21 protein-coding genes and 1 pseudogene are annotated in these 18,744 nt (G+C 61.5%); 18 read left to right on the plus strand and 4 right to left on the minus strand.

Features of this window, described 5'->3' with window-relative positions; translation table 11 throughout:
- The first annotated feature begins 1 nt into the window (after position 1).
- From NJC38_RS22125 to NJC38_RS22195, 15 genes are all read left to right on the plus strand, one after another.
- Positions 2-472, plus strand: coding sequence for an HK97-gp10 family putative phage morphogenesis protein (locus tag NJC38_RS22125; protein WP_253117111.1), 471 nt, complete (start codon positions 2-4; stop codon positions 470-472).
- A 6-nt stretch (positions 473-478) separates the two neighbouring features.
- Positions 479-826, plus strand: coding sequence for a DUF3168 domain-containing protein (locus NJC38_RS22130; RefSeq protein ID WP_253117112.1), 348 nt, complete (start codon positions 479-481; stop codon positions 824-826).
- 8 nt (positions 827-834) lie between these two features.
- Positions 835-1,320: a phage tail tube protein gene (locus NJC38_RS22135; protein ID WP_253117113.1), complete on the plus strand. Its 486-nt coding sequence runs from the start codon at positions 835-837 to the stop codon at positions 1,318-1,320.
- On the plus strand, positions 1,307-1,771 hold the full coding sequence (locus tag NJC38_RS22140; protein ID WP_253117114.1) for a phage tail assembly chaperone: 465 nt from the start codon (positions 1,307-1,309) through the stop codon (positions 1,769-1,771). Before NJC38_RS22135 ends, NJC38_RS22140 begins: the two co-directional genes overlap by 14 nt.
- Before the next feature lie 50 nt (positions 1,772-1,821).
- A complete protein-coding gene (locus NJC38_RS22145; protein ID WP_253117115.1) occupies positions 1,822-2,094 on the plus strand; it encodes a hypothetical protein in 273 nt (90 codons plus the stop codon).
- Positions 2,095-2,165: 71 nt separating this feature from the next.
- Positions 2,166-2,573, plus strand: coding sequence for a J517_1871 family lipoprotein (locus NJC38_RS22150; RefSeq protein WP_253117116.1), 408 nt, complete (start codon positions 2,166-2,168; stop codon positions 2,571-2,573).
- Between the two features lie 946 nt (positions 2,574-3,519).
- Entirely contained in the window at positions 3,520-6,792 is a 3,273-nt protein-coding gene (locus NJC38_RS22155) for a tape measure protein (RefSeq protein WP_253117117.1), read from the plus strand.
- Positions 6,793-6,818: 26 nt separating this feature from the next.
- The gene (locus NJC38_RS22160) at positions 6,819-7,169 is read left to right on the plus strand and encodes a phage tail protein (protein ID WP_253117118.1); all 351 of its coding nucleotides are present in this window, start codon (positions 6,819-6,821) and stop codon (positions 7,167-7,169) included.
- Positions 7,166-7,849, plus strand: a complete 684-nt coding sequence (locus NJC38_RS22165) for a phage minor tail protein L (protein WP_253117119.1) — start codon at positions 7,166-7,168, stop codon at positions 7,847-7,849. Before NJC38_RS22160 ends, NJC38_RS22165 begins: the two co-directional genes overlap by 4 nt.
- Before the next feature lie 5 nt (positions 7,850-7,854).
- Positions 7,855-8,610, plus strand: coding sequence for a C40 family peptidase (locus NJC38_RS22170; RefSeq protein WP_253117166.1), 756 nt, complete (start codon positions 7,855-7,857; stop codon positions 8,608-8,610).
- Complete coding sequence (locus NJC38_RS22175; RefSeq protein WP_253117120.1) at positions 8,607-9,194, plus strand: tail assembly protein; 588 nt, start codon at positions 8,607-8,609, stop codon at positions 9,192-9,194. The genes NJC38_RS22170 and NJC38_RS22175 overlap by 4 nt, the downstream gene beginning before the upstream one ends.
- A gap of 8 nt (positions 9,195-9,202) precedes the next feature.
- Positions 9,203-12,580 carry a host specificity protein J gene (locus NJC38_RS22180; RefSeq protein WP_253117121.1) on the plus strand — a complete coding sequence of 1,126 codons (3,378 nt, stop codon included), beginning with the start codon at positions 9,203-9,205 and terminating at the stop codon, positions 12,578-12,580.
- Positions 12,577-12,900, plus strand: coding sequence for a hypothetical protein (locus NJC38_RS22185; RefSeq protein ID WP_253117122.1), 324 nt, complete (start codon positions 12,577-12,579; stop codon positions 12,898-12,900). The genes NJC38_RS22180 and NJC38_RS22185 overlap by 4 nt, the downstream gene beginning before the upstream one ends.
- Position 12,901: 1 nt before the next feature.
- On the plus strand, positions 12,902-13,582 hold the full coding sequence (locus tag NJC38_RS22190; protein WP_253117123.1) for a hypothetical protein: 681 nt from the start codon (positions 12,902-12,904) through the stop codon (positions 13,580-13,582).
- 56 nt (positions 13,583-13,638) lie between these two features.
- On the plus strand, positions 13,639-14,649 hold the full coding sequence (locus NJC38_RS22195) for a tail fiber domain-containing protein (RefSeq protein WP_253117124.1): 1,011 nt from the start codon (positions 13,639-13,641) through the stop codon (positions 14,647-14,649).
- A gap of 26 nt (positions 14,650-14,675) precedes the next feature.
- Here the strand turns inward: NJC38_RS22195 and NJC38_RS22200 are convergent.
- Positions 14,676-14,849: pseudogene (locus tag NJC38_RS22200) on the minus strand (transcriptional regulator); the annotation flags it as partial.
- Positions 14,850-15,023: 174 nt separating this feature from the next.
- Here NJC38_RS22200 and NJC38_RS22205 point away from each other — a divergent pair.
- Both NJC38_RS22205 and NJC38_RS22210 read left to right on the plus strand, forming a co-directional pair.
- Positions 15,024-15,569: a glycoside hydrolase family 19 protein gene (locus tag NJC38_RS22205; protein ID WP_253117125.1), complete on the plus strand. Its 546-nt coding sequence runs from the start codon at positions 15,024-15,026 to the stop codon at positions 15,567-15,569.
- Positions 15,566-16,081: a lysis system i-spanin subunit Rz gene (locus tag NJC38_RS22210; protein WP_253117126.1), complete on the plus strand. Its 516-nt coding sequence runs from the start codon at positions 15,566-15,568 to the stop codon at positions 16,079-16,081. Before NJC38_RS22205 ends, NJC38_RS22210 begins: the two co-directional genes overlap by 4 nt.
- A 47-nt stretch (positions 16,082-16,128) precedes the next feature.
- Here NJC38_RS22210 and NJC38_RS22215 read toward each other — a convergent pair whose 3' ends face one another.
- Positions 16,129-16,461, minus strand: coding sequence for a type II toxin-antitoxin system RelE/ParE family toxin (locus NJC38_RS22215; RefSeq protein ID WP_253117127.1), 333 nt, complete (start codon positions 16,459-16,461; stop codon positions 16,129-16,131).
- Between the two features lie 2 nt (positions 16,462-16,463).
- Positions 16,464-16,724: a type II toxin-antitoxin system Phd/YefM family antitoxin gene (locus NJC38_RS22220; protein ID WP_045490591.1), complete on the minus strand. Its 261-nt coding sequence runs from the start codon at positions 16,722-16,724 to the stop codon at positions 16,464-16,466.
- A 205-nt stretch (positions 16,725-16,929) separates the two neighbouring features.
- Here NJC38_RS22220 and NJC38_RS22225 point away from each other — a divergent pair, with 205 nt between their 5' ends.
- Entirely contained in the window at positions 16,930-17,106 is a 177-nt protein-coding gene (locus NJC38_RS22225) for a hypothetical protein (RefSeq protein WP_253117128.1), read from the plus strand.
- Positions 17,107-17,487: 381 nt separating this feature from the next.
- Here the strand turns inward: NJC38_RS22225 and NJC38_RS22230 are convergent, their stop codons facing one another.
- Positions 17,488-18,531, minus strand: a complete 1,044-nt coding sequence (locus NJC38_RS22230; protein ID WP_253117129.1) for a ParA family protein — start codon at positions 18,529-18,531, stop codon at positions 17,488-17,490.
- Between the last annotated feature and the right edge of the window lie 213 nt (positions 18,532-18,744).

Genomic DNA, 18,744 nt, shown 5'->3' on the forward strand with positions numbered 1-18,744 from the left:
GATGGCTGAAATCTCCATGAACATCCTCGGTCTGGGCGACCTGCAGGCCGACTTCGAACGGCTGGCCAAGGCCACTGGCGAGCGGGTCTTGCGTGACGCAGTGATGGCCGGTGCGCGGGTGGTGCGCGACAAAGCCCGCACCTCGGCACCGGTGCGCACCCGCAAGCTGAAGAAAAACATCATCGCCAGCCGCGCCAATCAGGCGCACAGCCAAGGCGCTGCCACCGCCGGTATCCGGGTCAGACGGCCCACCGGCAAAACCACCCGGCCGGCCAAGCGTGGCAGCAAGCCGGGCAGGCGGCTGAAAACCGAATACGCCTCACCGTTCTACTGGAAATTTCTGGAGCTGGGCACCTCGAAACTGCGCGCCCGGCCCTTCATCCGCCCGGCCTGGGACGGCAGCCTGCCGCAGATCGAAGGCGCCGTGCGCAACCGACTGGCCGACGCCATCGACAAGGTCCTTATCAGGTAACCACCCATGATCGAAACCCACATCGCGGCGCGCCTTGGCGCACTGGCGGGCGGTCACGTCTACCCGGAAATCGCCCCGCCCGACGCACCGGTGCCGCGCATCACCTGGCTGGGCGTCGGTGTCGCCACCGGCTGGGTGCTGTCCGGCTGGGACGGCTCGCAAGACGCCACCCTGCAAATCGATGCCTGGGCCGGCAACAAACTGCTGGCCCTTGAGCTGGCCAACGCCGTGTTCGAGGTCATGACCCGACCCGGCCCCGGCTTCACCGTCGGCCAGGCCCAGCGCTTGCCCGACGATTACGAATCAGACACCCGGCTGTTCCGGGTGAGCTGGGAATTCATGCTGCAACCGTAGGAGGCCCCATGGCCAATCAGGCGACCAAAGCCAAATTCGTCAAAACCCAGGGCACGGGGCTCGGCGTCTCCACCGACACCACCCTGGACCCGAACGACCCACTCATCGAGTGGGCAGACCTGTCCGTCACCGTCAAACAGCCGCAGTACCAGGGCGGCCAGTCCGATGAAATCGAAGTCACCACCCTGGCCAGCGAAGCCAAGGAATTCACCGTCGGCCTGGCCGACAACGGCACCTTCACCATGAGCGGCAACTGGAAAATCGAAGACAAGGCCCAGACCGTCCTGCGCACCGCCCGCGACGATGGCGAGCCACGCGCCTTCAAGGTCGACTTTGCCGACGGCAGCAAATCACGCTTCCTTGGCCTGGTCACCCAGTTCACCTGGGACGCCGCACCCAACGGCACCGTCAGCGGCTCCTTCAACGTGCGCATCACCGGCAAGGTCAGCTTCACGTCGCCCGCCGCCGCAGGAGCCAACCATGCCGCGCAATAACCCCACCGACGCCAACCTGCGCCGCCTGGCCCTCGACCCGCTGCGCAACTTCAAACACCAAACCCTGACCATCGAACAATGGGACAACGCCCACGTCATCGTCCGCGCCCTGAGCGCGGGCGACTGGCTCGACTACCGCAAACGCACCACCGAACTGATCACCCAGGCGCGCATCGACGCTGGGCTGCCGCCGCTGGCCGGCGACGCTGAAGACGATCCGCAACTGCCCGCCGGGTTCTCGGCCACCGCGCTGTACGCCTTCGTCCTGATCCGCACCCTGTTCGACGCCACCCACAACCGGGTGTTCGAAGACCAGGACCTCGACGACGTCACCGCCGCCTTCAGCCCGGTCCACGACCGGCTGGTGAGCAAAGCCTTCGAACTCAGCGGCGTAGAAGCGGGCGGCGACAGCCAACCGGCCGACCCGGTGGACCTCGCGGGAAACGCCTGACCCAGGAACCGGGGCTGGCCTTCCTGCTGACCCTGGCACTGCGCCTGGGCATGACCCTGCACGACCTGCGCGAGCGGCTGAGTGCTGAAGAGTTGTTTTTGTGGAAAGCCTACGACCGCGAATCACCGATCAGCGACCGGCGGGGGGATGTTCAGGCGGCGATAGTGGCGGCAGCGGCGTTTCAGGCGCAGGGGGCCAAGGTTGTGGCTGCGGACTTGGTGCCGGAGTGGCATGCAACCATCGATGTGCCAGGCGACCCCGAAAATGAGCAAGGGGAGTCGGCGTTTAAGACGTTTCTGAAGAGCGCGTCAGAAACGTCCTGATTTATCAGGTCACGCCTTTGCTGGGGTTGGGCGGTGCTAGCTTTCCCGATTCTTTTGATCAGGGAAATCCTATGCGTACCCTCTTACTTGCTTTCATCCTTTCGACCCTCACGGGTTGTGCGATGCACTCGGACATGACCAATAACGATTTTCCAGCGATCAGCCCGGTCCCGCCACCACAGGCCATGATTGGCTTTTGGACAGGGAGTATCGGTTATTACCTGGTGACGATGAAATTCAACCCGGATGGCTCGGGCTTCATTTGCTCGTCGGGTAACGGGCGCGACATGCTCCAGCTTCTGAAATACGACGGCAAGCAGGTCCGCATCAGCGACAGTACTCGCACTGATATCACCCGGCTTACCCGCCAGATGCTGGTGCTGAAGGTGAACTACTTTTTCGGGGCTACCTACACCATGCACCGAGACGATCGCTTATCGAACGCAGCGCCTTATTGTGTCCAACAGCTGACACTCTAAAGAGAAGGCGCGGGGTAGCCCCCCGCGCCTTGCCTTACGCGCTGATGAGGATCAGTAATTCTCTCGCGAGCTGCACCAACTCAATTGCCAGCTGCAGCACCAATTGAACAGTTGTCATGGGCTTTCTTCCGTACGTTGGCCCAGGCTTTGCCGCCTTCGGTCGCGCTCAGCACGCGACCTTGGATCACCAATTCTCGTTTATGCTACCGTGGTCGTGCGAGAACCCTGTGAGCAATCATCGAGTTTCGATGGGGATCGTGCTGGACAGTGACGATCTGTTTACGGGTAGGCTGAGGGGGTGCAACCCCTCAGCGTTCTTTTGATCTAAATATCAAGGCGAAATTGTTCGCAACCAAAACTTTAAGGTTTGGGTCTAGATGTTATGTGGTCGAAGTTCAGTGAATTTAATGTAGGTCCTGCATTTCGTCAACAATTTATATCCGAAAATTACTGGCGAGATGCTGTTTTCGCTGCTGTGATTTGAATTTTGTAAACACAAGTAAACACATCTATTTGTGCTTGTTCGTGTTCGTTTTTGGTCTTTTTGTCGTCTACTGTTCTGTTGTCGAGATTGATCATGAATTTCGTAGAGCCGGCTTTCTCTTTTCTTGGGGCGGTTTCGAAATAGACTTAGATATATAAACGACACACGCTACGCAGGCTACGCAGGCTACGCAGGCGGTATATAGTACAAAAGTACAAAAGTACAAAAGTGCAAAAGTACAAAGATGTTAATTCTTTAAAGAGTTAAGTTTTCTTGGGGTTAGGGGGGCATAACTTGTCTCTTGTTAGTAAGTCTGGGGTTCCCTACGCCTCCAGCGAGCAGGCTCTTGGGCTATTAGTCAGAATCAATGCATAGAAAACGCAAGCCAAGTCCGATGTCTGGCACGCCGCTACACACCTCATAAGCCTATCCCCGTCGATTCCCTCAAAAGAGAGCATTGCCATGTCCAGCAACACCCTGCGCTCGCTGATCGTCAGCGTCTCTGCCGAGACCGGCGCCTATCAGCGGGAGATGTCGCGGGCGTCGCGGATGGGGCAGAACTACCTGCGCACCATTGCCGACGGCAATCGCCAGGCCGCTGCCGGTTGGCGTTCGCAGCAGTCGGCGATCAATGCCCAGAACACTGCCATGGTGTCGTTGACCGGCAGCGTCGGTGCCTATGTCAGCACCATGGCCGGTGCGTTGGCGTTGGGCAACCTGGCCACTCAGGCCGATGCCTGGAATGCGGTGAATGCGCGGCTCAAGCAGGCGTCGAGCAGTACCGAGGACTTTGCCAATAACCAAAAGGTGTTGTTCGGCATCAGCCAATTGACCGGCACCGCGTTCCGTGACAACGCCACGTTGTTCAGCCGCTCGGCGGCATCGATGCGTGAATACGGCTATGCGTCGACCGATATTCTCAAACTGTCGGAGTCACTGGCGCTGGGCCTGCAACTGTCGGGCAGTACGGCGGGTGAGGCGTCGTCGGTCATTACCCAGTTTTCCCAAGCGCTGGCCCAGGGCGTGCTGCGCGGCAACGACTTTGTCTCGGTGAATGCCAACGGTGACCGGATCATGCGCGCCCTGGCCACCGGCATGGGCGTGGCCCGCCGTGAGCTGAAGGGCATGGCCGATGACGGCCTGCTGACCATCGACAAGATCGTGCCCGCGCTGGTCAGCCAACTGGACGTGCTGCGCAAGGAATACGCCGCCATGCCCAACTCGGTGAGCGGCGCGACCACCGCCATGGGCAACGCCTTCCAGCGCTGGGTCGGCGATGTGGATGGCGCGACCGGCACCACCCAGGGGCTGGTCAAGGTGATCAACTTCGCTTCTGAAAACATCGATACCCTGGTGCGGCTGCTGGCCGGTGCGGCGATCAGTGCGTTCGGGCGCAAGATCGCCGGGCTGGCCCAAGGCATGCTGGAGCAGGCCGCTGCATCGCGGGCGGCGCAGTCGGCAGAAGTCGGGCGTAGCCGGGCGCAGGTCGATGCCACCGCGACCCTGGCCCGTAAGGCCACTGCCGAAGTCGCCGCCGCACGCACCCAGGTGGCCATGACCCGTGGCACCGATCAGCACGCCGCTGCGCTGAGTCGTTTGCGCCTGGCGCGGCTGGCCGACCTGCAGGCGACTCAAGCGCACACGGCAGCGCAGATCGCCAATGCCCGCGCCACGTCGGTGCTCGGCAACGCCACCCGTGGCCTGATGGGTTTTGTCGGCGGGCCGGTGGGCCTGGGCGTGATGGTCGCAGCCACGGCGGCCAGCTTTATGCTGTTTCGCAACACGGCCAGCCAGGCGGCCAGCGCGGTGGTCGACCTGCAGAAGCCGATAGCCGATCTGCGCAAGGAATGGGAAGGGCTGGGCGCCGCGCAACAGCGGCCGATCCTCAGTTCGCTGGAACAGCAGCAAAAACAGGCCAAACAGAAGGCTGCCGAGATCCTGCGCGAGATGCAGGCGGTTGCCCAAGGGGCATCCGGCAACTATCGCGGCGGGCAAAACTTCGAAGCGTCGATGTACGAGCGTGCCGCAGCGGCGCGCAACTTCGGGCGCGGGATCAAGGGCGGCATCGATGTCGACACCGCCACCCAGTGGATGGTCGACTCGATCAAGCCCACCGAGGCGCTGAAAGAGCGCTTGCAAGGCCTGGCCGGCCAGTACCAGACCACCATCGAGCGGGTGCATGCGGCGCGGGCGCAGATGACCGAACTCAACGGCATCATGGCCCGCGCCCAAGACAATGCTGCGGGCCTCGGCGCCGGGCTCAACAAGATTCAGCCGCCCAGTGCATCGACAGTCGGTGCCTGGAAAAAACGCATCGAGGCGCTGCAAGACCAGACCGACAAACTCAACGACCCCACCGAGCTGGGCGCGGTCACTCGCCAGGGCGAGCGCGACAAGCTGGGCCAGACCCCGGAAGGTCGTGCACTGCTGACCCAGACCCAGGACGCGGCGCGGCTGCTCGACCTGACCATCGCCCAGCAAAAGGTCCGGGAAGAGGGCGCCCGCAAGGCCCGCGAAGCGGCAGCGACCGCCCAGCGCGAAGCCAAACAACTGGACGAGCACTACCGCCGCACCTTGCGCACCCTGCAAGAACAGGCCGAGGTGCATGGCCGCAAAACCGAGCTGGCCAAGGTCGAATACGAAACCCGCCAGGGCGCGCTGACCCAGCTCGATCGGGCCAAGAAAACCGAGCTGGAACGGGCCGCCATCGCCCTGGACCAGCTCAACACCCAGAAAGCCTACAAAGACCTGATGGCCAGCGTGCACAAGCAGGAAGAAGGGCTGTTGCTCACCACCCGCAAGCGCTTCGAAGAGCTGCAGAACCTGCGTCGCCAAGGCGGCTTGTCTGCCGATCAGTACCAGCAGGGCGCCGAGGCCATCTCCAAGGGGTCGATCAGCGAGGCACCGCGCTACGCCGGGCTGGATGCCTCGGTGGGCGGCCCGATTGGCGAAATGATCAAGGCCGCTGAAGCCGAAACCGCGCTGAAAGCCTGGCATGAAAAACAACTGGCCCTGCAGGCCGAGTTGCATGCCCAGAAGCTCAGCAGCGAACAGCAATACCTGGACCGGGTGTTCGAGATCAACCAGATGAACCAGCAACGCCTTGAAGACATTCAGGGCGCGTACAAGGTGGCGATGTTCAGCACCTTCAGCGAACTGTCCGGGCAGGCGGCCGACATGGTTGGCAAGATCGCCGGTGAACAGTCCGGGGCGTACAAAGTGTTGTTCCTGGCGCAGAAGGCCTTCGCCGTGGCGTCGATCATCATGAACGCGCAGATCGCAGCGGCCAAGGCACCGGCCGAACTGACCGTGCTGGGTGGGATTCCGATTGGCAAGGTTCTATTGGCCGCCGGTTACGCCAATGCCGGCATGGTCGCGGGCATGACCCTGGCCGGCATGGCCCACGACGGCATCGACAACATTCCCAAGGACGGCACCTGGCTGCTGCAGAAGGGTGAACGAGTGGTCGATGGTCGCACCAACCGCGACCTGAAACAGTTCCTCGACAAGACGCCGCAGGCCACCAACCAGAGCCAGACGGCGCCGCAAATCCACATCAACATCCGCTCCGATGGTGGCGGTGGCGAGGTGGACTCGACCCAAGGCTACGAAGCGCTGGGCCAGGCGCTGCTGGCCACGGTGCGCAGCGAAATGCCCAAGATCGCCCGTGGCGTGATCATTCAGGAAAAGGGCCAGAACGGCCTGCTGGACCCGCATAACCGACGCAACGGCTGACCGGCCAGCGCTCAGGAGAACCAAACTTGACCGAACTCTTCACCTGGTCGCCGCGGATCAGTTCCAGCGGCGATACCCAGGCCAATCTGCTGTCTTCGCAATTCGGTGACGGCTACAGCCAGCGGCTGTCGGTGGGCATCAACAACCTGGCCGCTGTCTGGTCGGTGTCGTTCACCGGGACCGAGGCGTACCTCAAACCGATTCAGGCGTTCTTCATCCGCCACAAGGGCGCCCGGCATTTCCTGTGGACGCCGCCACTGGCCGAGCAGGGCCGCTTTATCACCAGCGGTGGCTGGCAGTTGCAGCCGCACGGTAAGCAGCGCTTCACCCTGAGCACCACCTTTCAGCAGGTGTTCGTGCCGGAGGACGCGCCATGATTACCGCTGACGACCAGAAGCTGGAGCCGGGCGCGCTGATCCAGTTGATCGAGCTGGACGGCGAATCGCGGGGCATGGGCGTGTTGCGTTACCACGCCCATCAGCAGGCCGAGCCGATCCACTGGCAGGGTCAGCAGTACCTGCCGCGCCCGTTCGAGGTGGCCGGGTTTGGCCGGGGTGTCGAGGGCAATACCACTTCGCCGACGCTGAAGATCGGCAACCTCGATGGTCTGGTGACCGCGCTGTGTGTGCAGTTCCAGCACCTGTGCGGCATTCGGGTGATCGTCCACCAGACTTACGCCAAGTACCTGGACGCCGCGAACTTTTCCGGCGGCAACCCGGACGCCAGTACCCATGAGCGGCTGGACATCGCTTACATCAACCAGCCGACCCGCATATCCCGCGAAGAGGTGGTGTTTGCCCTGGTACCGCCGACCTCGGTCAAGGGCCAGAAACTGCCCGGCGGGCAAATCTCCAACCGCTGCGAATGGTGCCTGTGGGGCGAATATCGCGGCCCGGACTGCAACTACACCGGCTTGCGGATGTTCGACCTGGACGGCAATCCGGTCGACGACCCGGCCAAGGATCGCTGTGGCGGCCGGGTCAGCGACTGCGAACTGCGCCACGGCAAAGGCAACCCGCTGCCGTTCGGCGGCACACCCGGAGCGTCGATGGTATGAACCCGATGAACAAAACCGTGATGCAGCAGATTCACCGTCACGCCGCTGCCTGCTACCCGCAGGAATGCTGCGGCGTGGTGATCCGCGAGCGTGGCCGGGCGGTGTACGTGGCGTGCCGCAACGACGCGCAAACCCCCAGCGAGCATTTCATCCTCAACGCCCAGGACCAGGCCGATGCCGAAGATCGCGGCGCGGTGCTGCTGATCGTGCACAGCCATCCCGACACCCCGGCGCAACCGAGCATGGCCGACCGGGTGAGCTGCGAGCTGCACGACGTGCCGTGGCTGATCGTCAGTTGGCCGTCGGGCGAGGTCGAGCAGTTTCAGCCCTCGGGATATCAGGCGCCGCTACTGGGCCGCGCCTTTGCCCACGGCCTGCTGGACTGTTACGCGCTGTGCCGGGATTTCTACCAGCGCGAATGGGGCCTGACGCTGCCCAACTACCCGCGCCGCGACGGCTGGTGGAACAACGGCGAGAGCCTGTATGAGCGCTACTACCGCGAGGCCGGTTTCTACCCGGTCAACGAGCTGCGCAAGGGCGACATGCTGGTCATGCAGATCAACGCCCCGGCACCCAACCATGCCGGTATCTACCTGGGCGATGGCCTGCTCAGCAGCCAACCCGAGTTGCACCCGGCGCCGGGCACCTTTCTGCACCATCGCTACAACAAGGCTTCCAGCCGCGACGTGTACGGCGGCATGTGGGCCGACTGCACGCGGCTGATCCTGCGCCACGAACGGGCGCCGCAGGTGCTGCCATGAACCGCTACAGCGACGACCCGCCGGTGATCGAGGTGCTGCTGTACGGCGTGCTCGGCACGCGCTTCGGCCGGGTCCACCGGCTGGCGGTGCGTTCCGGCGCCGAGGCGATCCATGCGCTGTGCGTGATGGTGCCGGGCTTCAAACGCTTCCTGCGCCTCTCGGAAGAACGCGGCCTGACCTTCGCCGTGTTTCGCGGTCGGCACAACCTGCAGCAAGACGAACTGCCCATGCACTGCCGCAGCCTGGCGCCGATCCGCATCGCTCCGGTGGTGGTCGGCAGCAAATGGGGCAGCATCCTCTCGGCGGTGGCCGGTGTGGTGCTGATCGCCGTGGGTTTGTACACCGGGCAATACCAGTTGGCTGCCATCGGCGCCGGGCTGCTGCTGGGCGGTGTTGCGACCATGATGGCGCCGTCACCGGCCGGCCTGCTCAATCAGGAAGAGGACGGCAACAAACCGTCCTATGCGTTCGGCGGCGCAGTCACCACCACCGCCCAGGGCCGCTGCAAGCCGTTGCTGTATGGCGAGCGCGACATTGGCGGGGCGGTGGTCTCCGCCGGAATTTACGCGGAAGATCAGCAATAGGATCAGTGATGCATAACCACAATACTGCGCCGATCAGCGGCGCCAAAAGCGGGGCCAGCAAGCCCTACCAGCCCTACAAAGCCCCCGACACCGCGCTGTCCATCGCCACCGCCAAGTTGCTGTACATCCTCAGCGAAGGGCCGATTGTCGGGCCGGTCCACAGTCACCGCTCGGTCAAGCTCGACGGCACGCCGCTGGTGGCCCCTGATGGCAGCGAGAATTTTCCCGGCAGCCGCTGGGACTTTCGGCCCGGCACCGTGGATCAGGACCACATGCCGGGCTTTCCGGCGATCGAGAACGAAATCACCCAGGGCCTGCCGGTCGAACTGACCTCGGCCACCGCCTGGACCCGGGCGATCAACGACGCCCAGTTGTCAGCGGTGCGCATTCGCTTGTCCTGGCCGCAACTCTGGGAACTGCGCAGCAATGGCGACCAGATCGGTTACCGCATTGAGTACGCCATCGATCTGTCGGTGGATGGCGGCAGCTTCATGCCGTACCTGACCGCTGCGGTGCACGACAAAGGCACCAGCGAATACGAACGCAGCCACCGTATCGAACTGCCGGACGGCTTCAACAGCGCACTGGTCCGCGTGCGGCGCCTGACCCCCAACCGCAACGACAGCAGCTTTGCCGATGTGATGCGCATCAAGGGCCTGACCGAGGTGATCGACGCCAAGCTGCGCTATCCGAACCTGGCCGTCGGTGCCTTGCAGTTCGATGCCTCGCAGTTCCAGAACATCCCGAAATTCAGCGTGCGCGCCCGTGGCCGGATCATCCGCGTGCCGGGCAACTACGACCCGGACAGCCGCGTCTACGTCGGCCCGTGGGACGGCAGTTTCAAACTGGCCTATTCAAACAACCCGGCCTGGGTCTGGTACGACTTGCTGTTGCACCGCCGCTATGGTCTGGGCCGACGCATCACCCCCGACATGGTCGACCGCTGGACCCTGTACGAAATCGGCCGCTACTGCGACGTGATGGTGCCCGATGGCAAAGGCGGGCAGGAGCCGCGCATGACCACCAACGTCTACCTGCAGGAGCAGGCCGAGGGTTACGCGCTGCTGTCGGACCTGGCCAGCGTGTTCCATGGCAGCAGTTGCTGGAACGGCTCGATGGTCACCCTGGTGGCCGACATTCCCGGCAGCGAAGACGGCTACGTGTTCAGCCGCTCCAACATCATCGGCGAGTTCGAATACGGCGCCGCTGCCTGGCCCGACCGGCACACTCGGGCGCGGGTGTCCTGGGACAACCCGGACAACGACTACAAGACCGAACAGACCCCGGTGACCAACGACGAACTGATCGGCGTGCTCGGCCATCGCCAGCTCGACGTCGCCGCGTTTGGCTGCACCTCGGAAGGCCAGGCCATGCGCCATGGCTTGTGGGCGTTGAAGTCCGAACAGTTCGAAAGCTGGTCGGTGACCTTCACCACCGGCATGGAAGGGCGCAACGTCGAGCCGGGGCAGATCATCTGCGTGGCCGATGAGCTGTTCTCCGGGCGGCCCAACGGCGGCCGGATCAGCGCGGCGAGCAACCGGGTGATCACTCTGGACCGCGACGTGCAGATCCAGGCCGAAGACCGGCTGATCGTCAACCTGCCCAGCGGCAAGCCCGAGGGCCGGATCGTGCGCTCGGTGAGCGGCCGCAAGGTCACGGTCATGGCCGCCTATTCCGAGGTGCCCGAGCCGCAAAGCAACTGGTCAGTGGAAAGCGCCGATCTTGCCGTGATGCGCTACCGGGTGCAGACCATCGAGCCGCAAGGCCTGCATCAGTACCAGATCAGCGCGGTGCAGCACGAGCCGAAAAAATACGACGCCATCGACAACGGCGCCCGCATCGAGCCGCAGCCGATCACCATCATCCCGCCCGGCGTGATGCCGGTGCCCAAGGGCATCGAGGTCACCGCGCGGGAGGTGATTTCCCAGGGCATCGCCGTCAGCACCCTGCGCATCAGTTGGCAGGCGGTGGAGGGCGCCGTGGCCTACCACGTCGAATGGCGCAAGGACGGCGGCCACTGGATTCGTATGCCGCGCACCGGCAGCCTGGGTGTTGAGGTCGAGAACATCTATGCCGGGCGCTACGTGGCGCGGGTCAGCGCGATCAACGCGCTGGAGGTCGCCTCGCTGTGGGGCACCAGCCTGGAGGTGATGCTGGGCGGCAAGACCACACCGCCGCCAGTGGTCGCGTTCCTGCGCGCCACCAGCAAGGTCTACGGCATCGGCCTGGAGTGGGGCTTTCCCGCCGGTGCCGAAGACACCCAACGGACCGAGGTCTGGCACAGCAGCACCCCGAGCCGCGACGATGCCCGCAAGCTGGCCGACTTCGCCTACCCGCAGGCGCGCCATGACCTGGACGGGCTGGCGGCCGGGGCGCGCTTCTACTACTGGGCGCGGCTGGTCGACCGCACCGGCAACCTCGGTGGCTGGTATCCGCAGGGCGTCGGCGTGTCCGGGCAATCGAGCACCGACAGCGACGAATACGACGATTACTTTGCGGGCAAGATCGGTGAGTCGGCGTTGGGCGACCACCTCAATGAGCGCATCGACCTGATCGACGGCCCGCCAGACCTGCCCGGTTCGGTGAACGGCCGCCTGCAGGTGGTCACCGGCGACGTCGAGGCCATCTCCGAACGGGTCGATGGCGTGTTCGCCAAACTCAACCCGCCACTGGCCGGTGATGAAGGCAGCCACGCGGGATCCAGTGCCTTCGTCGGCGTGTGGTCCGAACAGTCGGCACGCATCGAAGACGGCATTGCCACCGGCAAGCGGGTCGACACCGTGCAGGCCAAGGTCGACGACAACGCCGCCGTGGTGCAGCAGGTCAGCCAGGCGGTGGTGGCGCTGGGAGTCGCCACCGCTCAAAAGATCGACAGCGTACAGGCGACGATCAACGACACCAGCGCCGTGGTACAGCAGGTCAGCAAGGCGGTCGCCGACCTTGAGGGCAACGCTTCGGCCATGTGGTCGGTCAAGCTGCAGGTCAACCCGCATGGCCAATACGTCGCCGCCGGTATCGGCCTGAGCATCGAGAACACCCCGGCCGGCTTGCAGAGTCAGTTCCTGGTCAGCGCCGACCGCTTTGCGGTGGTCAGTTCGATGGGCGGCGGCCCGGCCATGGCACCGTTTGTGGTGCAAAACGGCCAGACCTTTATCAGCCAGGCGCTGATCGGCACCGGCTGGATCAACAACGCGATGATCGGCCAGTACATCCAGTCCAATGACTACGTGCCTGGCGTACAAGGTTGGCGCCTGGATAAAGCCGGGGTGCTTGAGTTCAACGGCACAGTGCCCGGTGGCGGCCGGCTGTCGATCAATAACCGCGCCGTCAAAGTCTTCGATGCCAACGGCGTATTGCGCGTCCAGCTGGGGGATTTGCACGCATGAGTTTTGGTATGCGGATCTGGGGCGAGGGCGGCCAGCTGCAGATCGATGAAAACGCTTTCACGGTCAGGGTGGTGCGCTCAGAAGTGGTCTCGTTTGGAACCCAGCGGGAAATTCGCGCCTTTTCAGTCCCCGGTTGCAACCCCGGCAATGCCGTGGCGATTGTCATACCGCTGGGCAACTTCGATCAGGCCCTTGCCCGGCAGTTTGAAACCCAGATGAATCATGACCAGGTGGAGGTTGCCAATTACATGCGCTACTGGGGGCATGGGCGTGACACGGCCAGCGGTTCAATGCGCCTGATCGTCATGAGGTTCAACTGACATGAGTTTCGGACTGAGCGTCAAGAACAACAGCGATACGGTGGTGCTGGACTCCGAGTACGCCCGTTTGTGTGTCATCGCCTCAGGGCGCTACTACCCCACCGAGGAACATGGCTTGGGGTCAACCACCTGGTTTGCGCGGGCGGTGACCACCGTCGAGCCACCCCTGGTGTTTGTCCGGCCTGACACGGTCGGGGCCATTGCCAGCCTGTGCTACATGCGCCTGCTGGGCGAGCCTGGGCATTGGTCAGGGTTCTACGTGCGAGCGATGTCGATTCATACCGCCCAGCCCAATGGCCGTTACTTCGTCGCGGCCTTCGCGGCTCAGCCGGTGGCCCGGTTTGGCATGAGGTTGTATGCCGGTAACGGGCAGCTGTTGTTCGACTCCGGGACGCCCTGCGCGGTGTTCACCCGGTCGTTTCAGAACTGGGCGTACTCGCACAGCGACCGAAGCGAAACAGGGGCCTACCGTAACTACTACACGATCCCGTTTCACTTCCCCGAGAACGAGTATCTGCTGATCAACTCGTTCGGCATGAATCTGCTCTCGGGTGACAACGTCGGCAGGATCCTCTCCAGTGGGTGGGACTTCCCGGCCCGGCGGATGCTGGCAATCACTGAGTCGTTCAGTAACCCGTACGACTTCCATCTGCCGGCTGTGTTTGCCCGGATGCATCACTGAGTCATAACCCGTCATCAGCCCGCCCTGTGCGGGCTTTTTCATGAGCAGGAAAAACCATGCCTCAACAACTTATCGAGCTGGGCGCGCTGCCTGGCGGCATCGGTGGCGACACCATTCGCAGTGCCAATGTGAAGTGCAACGCGAACTTCACCGAGCTTTACAGGGGGCAGGGCGCTCTGGGGACCGCGTCACTGCGCAATACCGGCACATCGGGCGCGGTCGTCCCGCTTTTAAACGCCTCAAACTCGTTCCAGGGCACCCAACGGTTCACCGTGGGTGCAACCCCCACCAGCCTTTCATGGTCGGCAGAGTTCGTCATGTCTTCGTCGATCATGAACGCGGGACGGGTCGTTTTTCACCAGGGCGCGACCTACGGTCTTTGTGTTTCGGCGACCTCCACCGGTTCGACTTCCGGGTTCTTCAACTTTCAAGTCGTCGACCTGGCCAGCGGCGCGCTGCACAGAGCGCCCTTGACGATGAACGTCGATGGCACGCTGATTATCGGTGGCCACGTCAACCCCATCGGCGACAACACCTACAACATGGGCAGTGCAAGCCGTCGTATCAAGGAGGTATTTGCCGGCTCAGGCATCATCAACACCTCGGATGCCCGTGAGAAGACGATTGTTCGGCCCTTGTCCACGCAGGAACTGGCCGCCGCACGGGATCTGTCGAAAGAGATTGGCGCTTTCAAGTTTTTATCAGCGCTTGCAGAAAAGGGCGAGTCGGCCAGACAACACATCGGCATGACCGTACAACGCGCGATCGAGGTGATGAAGAGCCATAACCTTGACCCGTTCAGCTACTCGTTTATCTGTTACGACGCTTGGGAAGAAACAACCGTAACGCATCCCGCCGAGTACGCCGCTATCAAGATCCCGGCCGAGTGCGATGAAGCGGGGAACGAGATCATCCCGTGCAGCGTCGAGAACGGCGAACTGATAAAGGAAGCCTGCACCGAAGTGCTCATCCGCGCCGGAGACCGCTATGCGTTTCGTATGGATGAGCTTTTGGCCTTCATCGCAGCAGGGTTCGAAGCACGGTTGAGCGCACTTGAAGCTGGCTGATTTCAAGAGCCGGGCGTGGGCTCAATGACAGAGTCCGAAGCGGGCAACGGATAACGCTCTGCTTCGTACTTTTCGATCAGAGTGGCAAGCATTTCCAGCTCATCACCCTCGGGCGTATGGCTGGGCGCGCCCCACAGAGCATCGACACGGGCGAGTGCAGCACTGAGGTCGTCGTCGTTGTGAATCGGGTTGATGTCCATTAAACGGTCTCCGCGTCAGTCGATATCAAGTATGCCCCCGATGCTTGTTGCCTGCGATGTTGAATACCACGCGGCCGCGCTTTCTTTCTACATGAGTGACCACAAGTCCCAGTTGTAACCGGCATCACATGACAGCCGCCTGCGGGCGGTTTTTTTTCGTCTGGAGAATAACCCATGTCCATTACCCAGCAGCGACTGCTGCAGATCCTGCCCAACGCCCGCCCAGTCGCGGGCGTTTTTGTGCCTGTGCTAAATGCGGCCATGGGGCACTACCAGATTGTCACACGCCTGAGGATCGCAGCCTTCATCGCCCAGATCGGCCACGAGTCTGGCCAACTGCTTTTCTTGCGCGAACGGGGCGGTCCCAGCTACCTGGCCAAGTACGACACCGGCCGCCTTGCTGCGCGGCTCGGCAACACCCCAGAGGCCGATGGCGACGGCCAGCGCTATGCCGGCCGGGGCCTGATTCACCTCACCGGGCTGCGCAACTACCGCCTTTGCTCAGAGGCGCTGGGGATCGACTTCGTGAGCCAGCCGCAGCTGCTGGAACAACCGAACCACGCGGCCATGTCGGCCGCCTGGTACTGGGCCGTCAATGGCCTGAATACCCTGGCCGACCACCGCGAGTTCGAAACCATCACCCGACGCATCAACGGCGGCCTGAACGGCCAGACCGAACGACTGGCCTATTACGAACGCGCCCTTGAGGTGCTGCCTTGACCCTGCCAGCCACGGCCTACGCCGTGGCCATCACCCTCATCATCACCGCCTCAGCCACCGCGACCTGGCAGATCCAGGACTGGCGCTATGGCCAGCAACTGCAAACCATCGCTCGCCGCCAGGCCGACACACTGGCCAAGCAGGCGAATACCGCCTTGGATCAGCAGCGCAAAAGCCAGCAGCAACGCCTGCAACTGGAGCGGCAGATCCAAGCCCAGGACGACATCCACTACAAGGAACTGACCGATGCAAACACTCGCCAAGCCCGGCTGCGTGATCGCCTGGCTACTGCTGACCTGCGGCTGTCAGTCCTACTCAATACCACCCCCAACCAACCCACCGGTGTGCCCGCTACCTCCCGCACCCCCGAGCTGGTTCATGCAGCCCCAAGAGCCGAACTTGACCCCGCGCATGCTCAACGAATTATCGGCATCACCGAGGAGGGTGACCGAGGATTGAGGGCGTTGGCGGCTTGTCAGGCTTATGTGAGGGCGGTTGGTGGTGGGGGATAAGAGCGCGGGATGGATCGGTCAGGGGAGGTCACTGGCTCGATGGTGACTCAGATCTTCTGGGTCAGAACCCGTTTCGTCAGGTGGCGACTGAAATCCATTCGGGTGCCGATCAGCATGCGGATATAGACAATCCTGTCATCAAACTCATAAATCACTTTCGTCTGCCTTACCAGCCTGAACTTGATATTGGTCACGCCGAATTGCTTCAGCTCGTCAATGTCCGCGCCGTGTTCAGGGTTGGCCTGAATGTTCCGGAACGCTTCCTTGTACTCCGCATTCACCGTCTCCCAAACGCCCTTGCCAAACTGGTCGTTCACGTACCTTTTCACATCCCTGAAGTCGTCCTTGGCACTGTCAAGGATGACGATTTCTCTCGCCATGTTCAGTCGTCCATCTCATCCAGAAAAGCATGCGCGTCACTGAACTTGCCTTCCTTGATTTCCTTGCTGCCCAACGCAAGCAGCTTCAGCAGAGCCAGCGTCTCTTGCTGGCTCTCGTACTCGTTGATGTCCATGACCACCATCTTGGCTTCGCCATTCTGAGTAATGATGATCGGCTCAGGATTGACGGCGAACTCCTTGACGATCTCGGCGGCACTGGTCTTCAAATAGGTGATGGGTCTGATGTGGCTGGCCAGGGACATGATCGATTCCGCCTGCTGCGAGAGGGTTTAGGACAGAATGCGGTCTGAATTCTGTCCTGTCAAATGGGCCGTGCGTGCCGGGGGCCAAAGCGGGAGTGCGGTGGGGCTGGCTGCTTAGGCCTGGTGCGGCGCCAGACTTTCGCGGTTGAATTTTGACGGGCGTGGGTTCACATTCACCTGATTCCATCAGCGTGTAAGGACGACCATGACTATTCCAGCCCAGAAGAGCAGCCACGCGCGGATCAGCCCGGTGATCGCTGATCTTGACGCCCGTATAAACGCCAAGGAATCGTTTGCATCCAGCATTGGGCTATTTCCGTTTGTAGCGGGTGTGTTGGTCGCCCTTTTGATGTTGGTTGTTGGGCAACTGATACTTGTGTAGCTGTCCGTTGTTAGAGGGTGGATATCTGCCGATTCTGTTGAAAAAGTCGGCCTTGGTTTCTACGGCAGAAAAGTACGCGTCTGAGATTGAAATCTGTGTTCTGCGCAGAAGGTTCAGGGCTCAGATTTGACATAGCAGCGTGCAAAAAAGCGTTTTCACCGCTCAATGTATGGGTACTCAGGCCGGGTCGACTTTTTCAACACAATCGACCCGAAGCGGACATCGATGCGCAGCACGTGTTTGTTCGCTTCGGGTCGAATACGGCCGGCGGCCTGACGGCTGTGACCAGTCATTTGCAGTGATACGTAGGAGACACTCTGCGGCCATTCGAGCCTTGCATCCTAGTTACGATAAAAAATGGCTCCATGCGGAGCCATTTGATTACCAAAGATTGCTGCTGATGAAGCGGAGCTGATTCTTGATTTTGTCGACCGACGGATTCACGTCGGTCTTGATCCGGTTGATCCGCGTCGAGTCGCCGGGATTCATCAAATCAATCGGCTTAGACAACGCCGACGAAACGCGTCCCGATCCAAGGAAGTCATCCGAGAGAACGATGTGTTTGTCCGGATCGTTGGTCGTGAAATGACCAATGTTCCTCGCAACGATATCCCGCACTTCTTCAAGGAACACCTTCGTTTGCTGATTAGGCTCGTTCCGCGCCCCTGCACGAGTGGTCCAACCACAGCCCGTTAGAACGATCATCTGAATCTTGGGGGCGTGCTGATCCGACGGCATATTCCGGCGAAACTCGCTCGACGGATTGCTCAACGTACGCAGTAAAAGCTGTAGAGAGTTTACCGATTGCTTATCGGTGCGAACGGGAATGATGAGCGCGTCGACGGCATGCCATGCGAGGTGCGTACATCCCGAGAAGAAAGGAGATGTATCAATCAGTACCTTGTTGGCGCCCGTCTCGATCACCTCACGCTCGATTTCCGTTTTTAGCGAGTACAGGAGCGAATCCGTTACGGTGACCTTTTGCGGCCCCGACAATTGATTCGCACTAGCGAGCGCATTAGCCATCTGCGAAGGCAACGTGTACAACTCAGCCGAAGACGGCATGAAGTAGTTTTTTTTGGTCGAAAAATGGGGATTTGTCGCACCGATGAATTGCGCGACACGACTGGCCTTGCCAAGCCCCGGGAAGAAGTACGGCAACAAGACGTCATTCACGGTAGTCGAGACGTTCTGGTAGTAGCCGTTGTCGTAAAAGTACGAGAGATTACCCTGCGGGCAGGTGTCGACCGCAAGCAGGTTGTCCGCAAGATATGAAAGATTGAACGCCAAAGACGTCTTGCCAATACCACCGCGAAGATTGCAGATCGCGTAGCGGTCGAATGTCGGCAGAGCTAGCGGGGTGCCAACCCCTCGTGAGATAGCGTCCTGCCGCGAGATGATTGCATCGGATAGAAAACGAGCCATAAGCCCTCCATTACGTTAATCCACCAACGATATCACAAAATAGTGAAAAATAAACATAAATGGAGGAACTAAATTTAAAATTGGTGGAACTAATTTGGCGAGGCGGTAAAATTCGCTACGGTAGTGATGCTTCAAATGTCGAAGCGCTGTGCAAAAATACAGTTGTATGCGGTAACGGGCGCATCAATGTGGCGCGAGCATGTCCGCTTCTGG

This window comes from Pseudomonas sp. 21LCFQ010 (assembly GCF_024129905.1).
Lineage (GTDB): Bacteria > Pseudomonadota > Gammaproteobacteria > Pseudomonadales > Pseudomonadaceae > Aquipseudomonas.

Coding starts and splice junctions, on each gene's coding strand:
- NJC38_RS22185 (WP_253117122.1), top strand. CDS start 12,577: ATGAGTTTTGGTATGCGGATCTGGGGCGAGGGCGGCCAGCTGCAGATC.
- NJC38_RS22190 (WP_253117123.1), top strand. CDS start 12,902: ATGAGTTTCGGACTGAGCGTCAAGAACAACAGCGATACGGTGGTGCTG.
- NJC38_RS22230 (WP_253117129.1), bottom strand. CDS start 18,531: ATGGCTCGTTTTCTATCCGATGCAATCATCTCGCGGCAGGACGCTATC.
- NJC38_RS22140 (WP_253117114.1), top strand. CDS start 1,307: ATGCCGCGCAATAACCCCACCGACGCCAACCTGCGCCGCCTGGCCCTC.
- NJC38_RS22180 (WP_253117121.1), top strand. CDS start 9,203: ATGCATAACCACAATACTGCGCCGATCAGCGGCGCCAAAAGCGGGGCC.
- NJC38_RS22205 (WP_253117125.1), top strand. CDS start 15,024: ATGTCCATTACCCAGCAGCGACTGCTGCAGATCCTGCCCAACGCCCGC.
- NJC38_RS22175 (WP_253117120.1), top strand. CDS start 8,607: ATGAACCGCTACAGCGACGACCCGCCGGTGATCGAGGTGCTGCTGTAC.
- NJC38_RS22145 (WP_253117115.1), top strand. CDS start 1,822: ATGACCCTGCACGACCTGCGCGAGCGGCTGAGTGCTGAAGAGTTGTTT.
- NJC38_RS22135 (WP_253117113.1), top strand. CDS start 835: ATGGCCAATCAGGCGACCAAAGCCAAATTCGTCAAAACCCAGGGCACG.
- NJC38_RS22215 (WP_253117127.1), bottom strand. CDS start 16,461: ATGGCGAGAGAAATCGTCATCCTTGACAGTGCCAAGGACGACTTCAGG.
- NJC38_RS22165 (WP_253117119.1), top strand. CDS start 7,166: ATGATTACCGCTGACGACCAGAAGCTGGAGCCGGGCGCGCTGATCCAG.
- NJC38_RS22220 (WP_045490591.1), bottom strand. CDS start 16,724: ATGTCCCTGGCCAGCCACATCAGACCCATCACCTATTTGAAGACCAGT.
- NJC38_RS22170 (WP_253117166.1), top strand. CDS start 7,855: ATGAACAAAACCGTGATGCAGCAGATTCACCGTCACGCCGCTGCCTGC.
- NJC38_RS22150 (WP_253117116.1), top strand. CDS start 2,166: ATGCGTACCCTCTTACTTGCTTTCATCCTTTCGACCCTCACGGGTTGT.
- NJC38_RS22125 (WP_253117111.1), top strand. CDS start 2: ATGGCTGAAATCTCCATGAACATCCTCGGTCTGGGCGACCTGCAGGCC.
- NJC38_RS22130 (WP_253117112.1), top strand. CDS start 479: ATGATCGAAACCCACATCGCGGCGCGCCTTGGCGCACTGGCGGGCGGT.
- NJC38_RS22195 (WP_253117124.1), top strand. CDS start 13,639: ATGCCTCAACAACTTATCGAGCTGGGCGCGCTGCCTGGCGGCATCGGT.
- NJC38_RS22225 (WP_253117128.1), top strand. CDS start 16,930: ATGACTATTCCAGCCCAGAAGAGCAGCCACGCGCGGATCAGCCCGGTG.
- NJC38_RS22155 (WP_253117117.1), top strand. CDS start 3,520: ATGTCCAGCAACACCCTGCGCTCGCTGATCGTCAGCGTCTCTGCCGAG.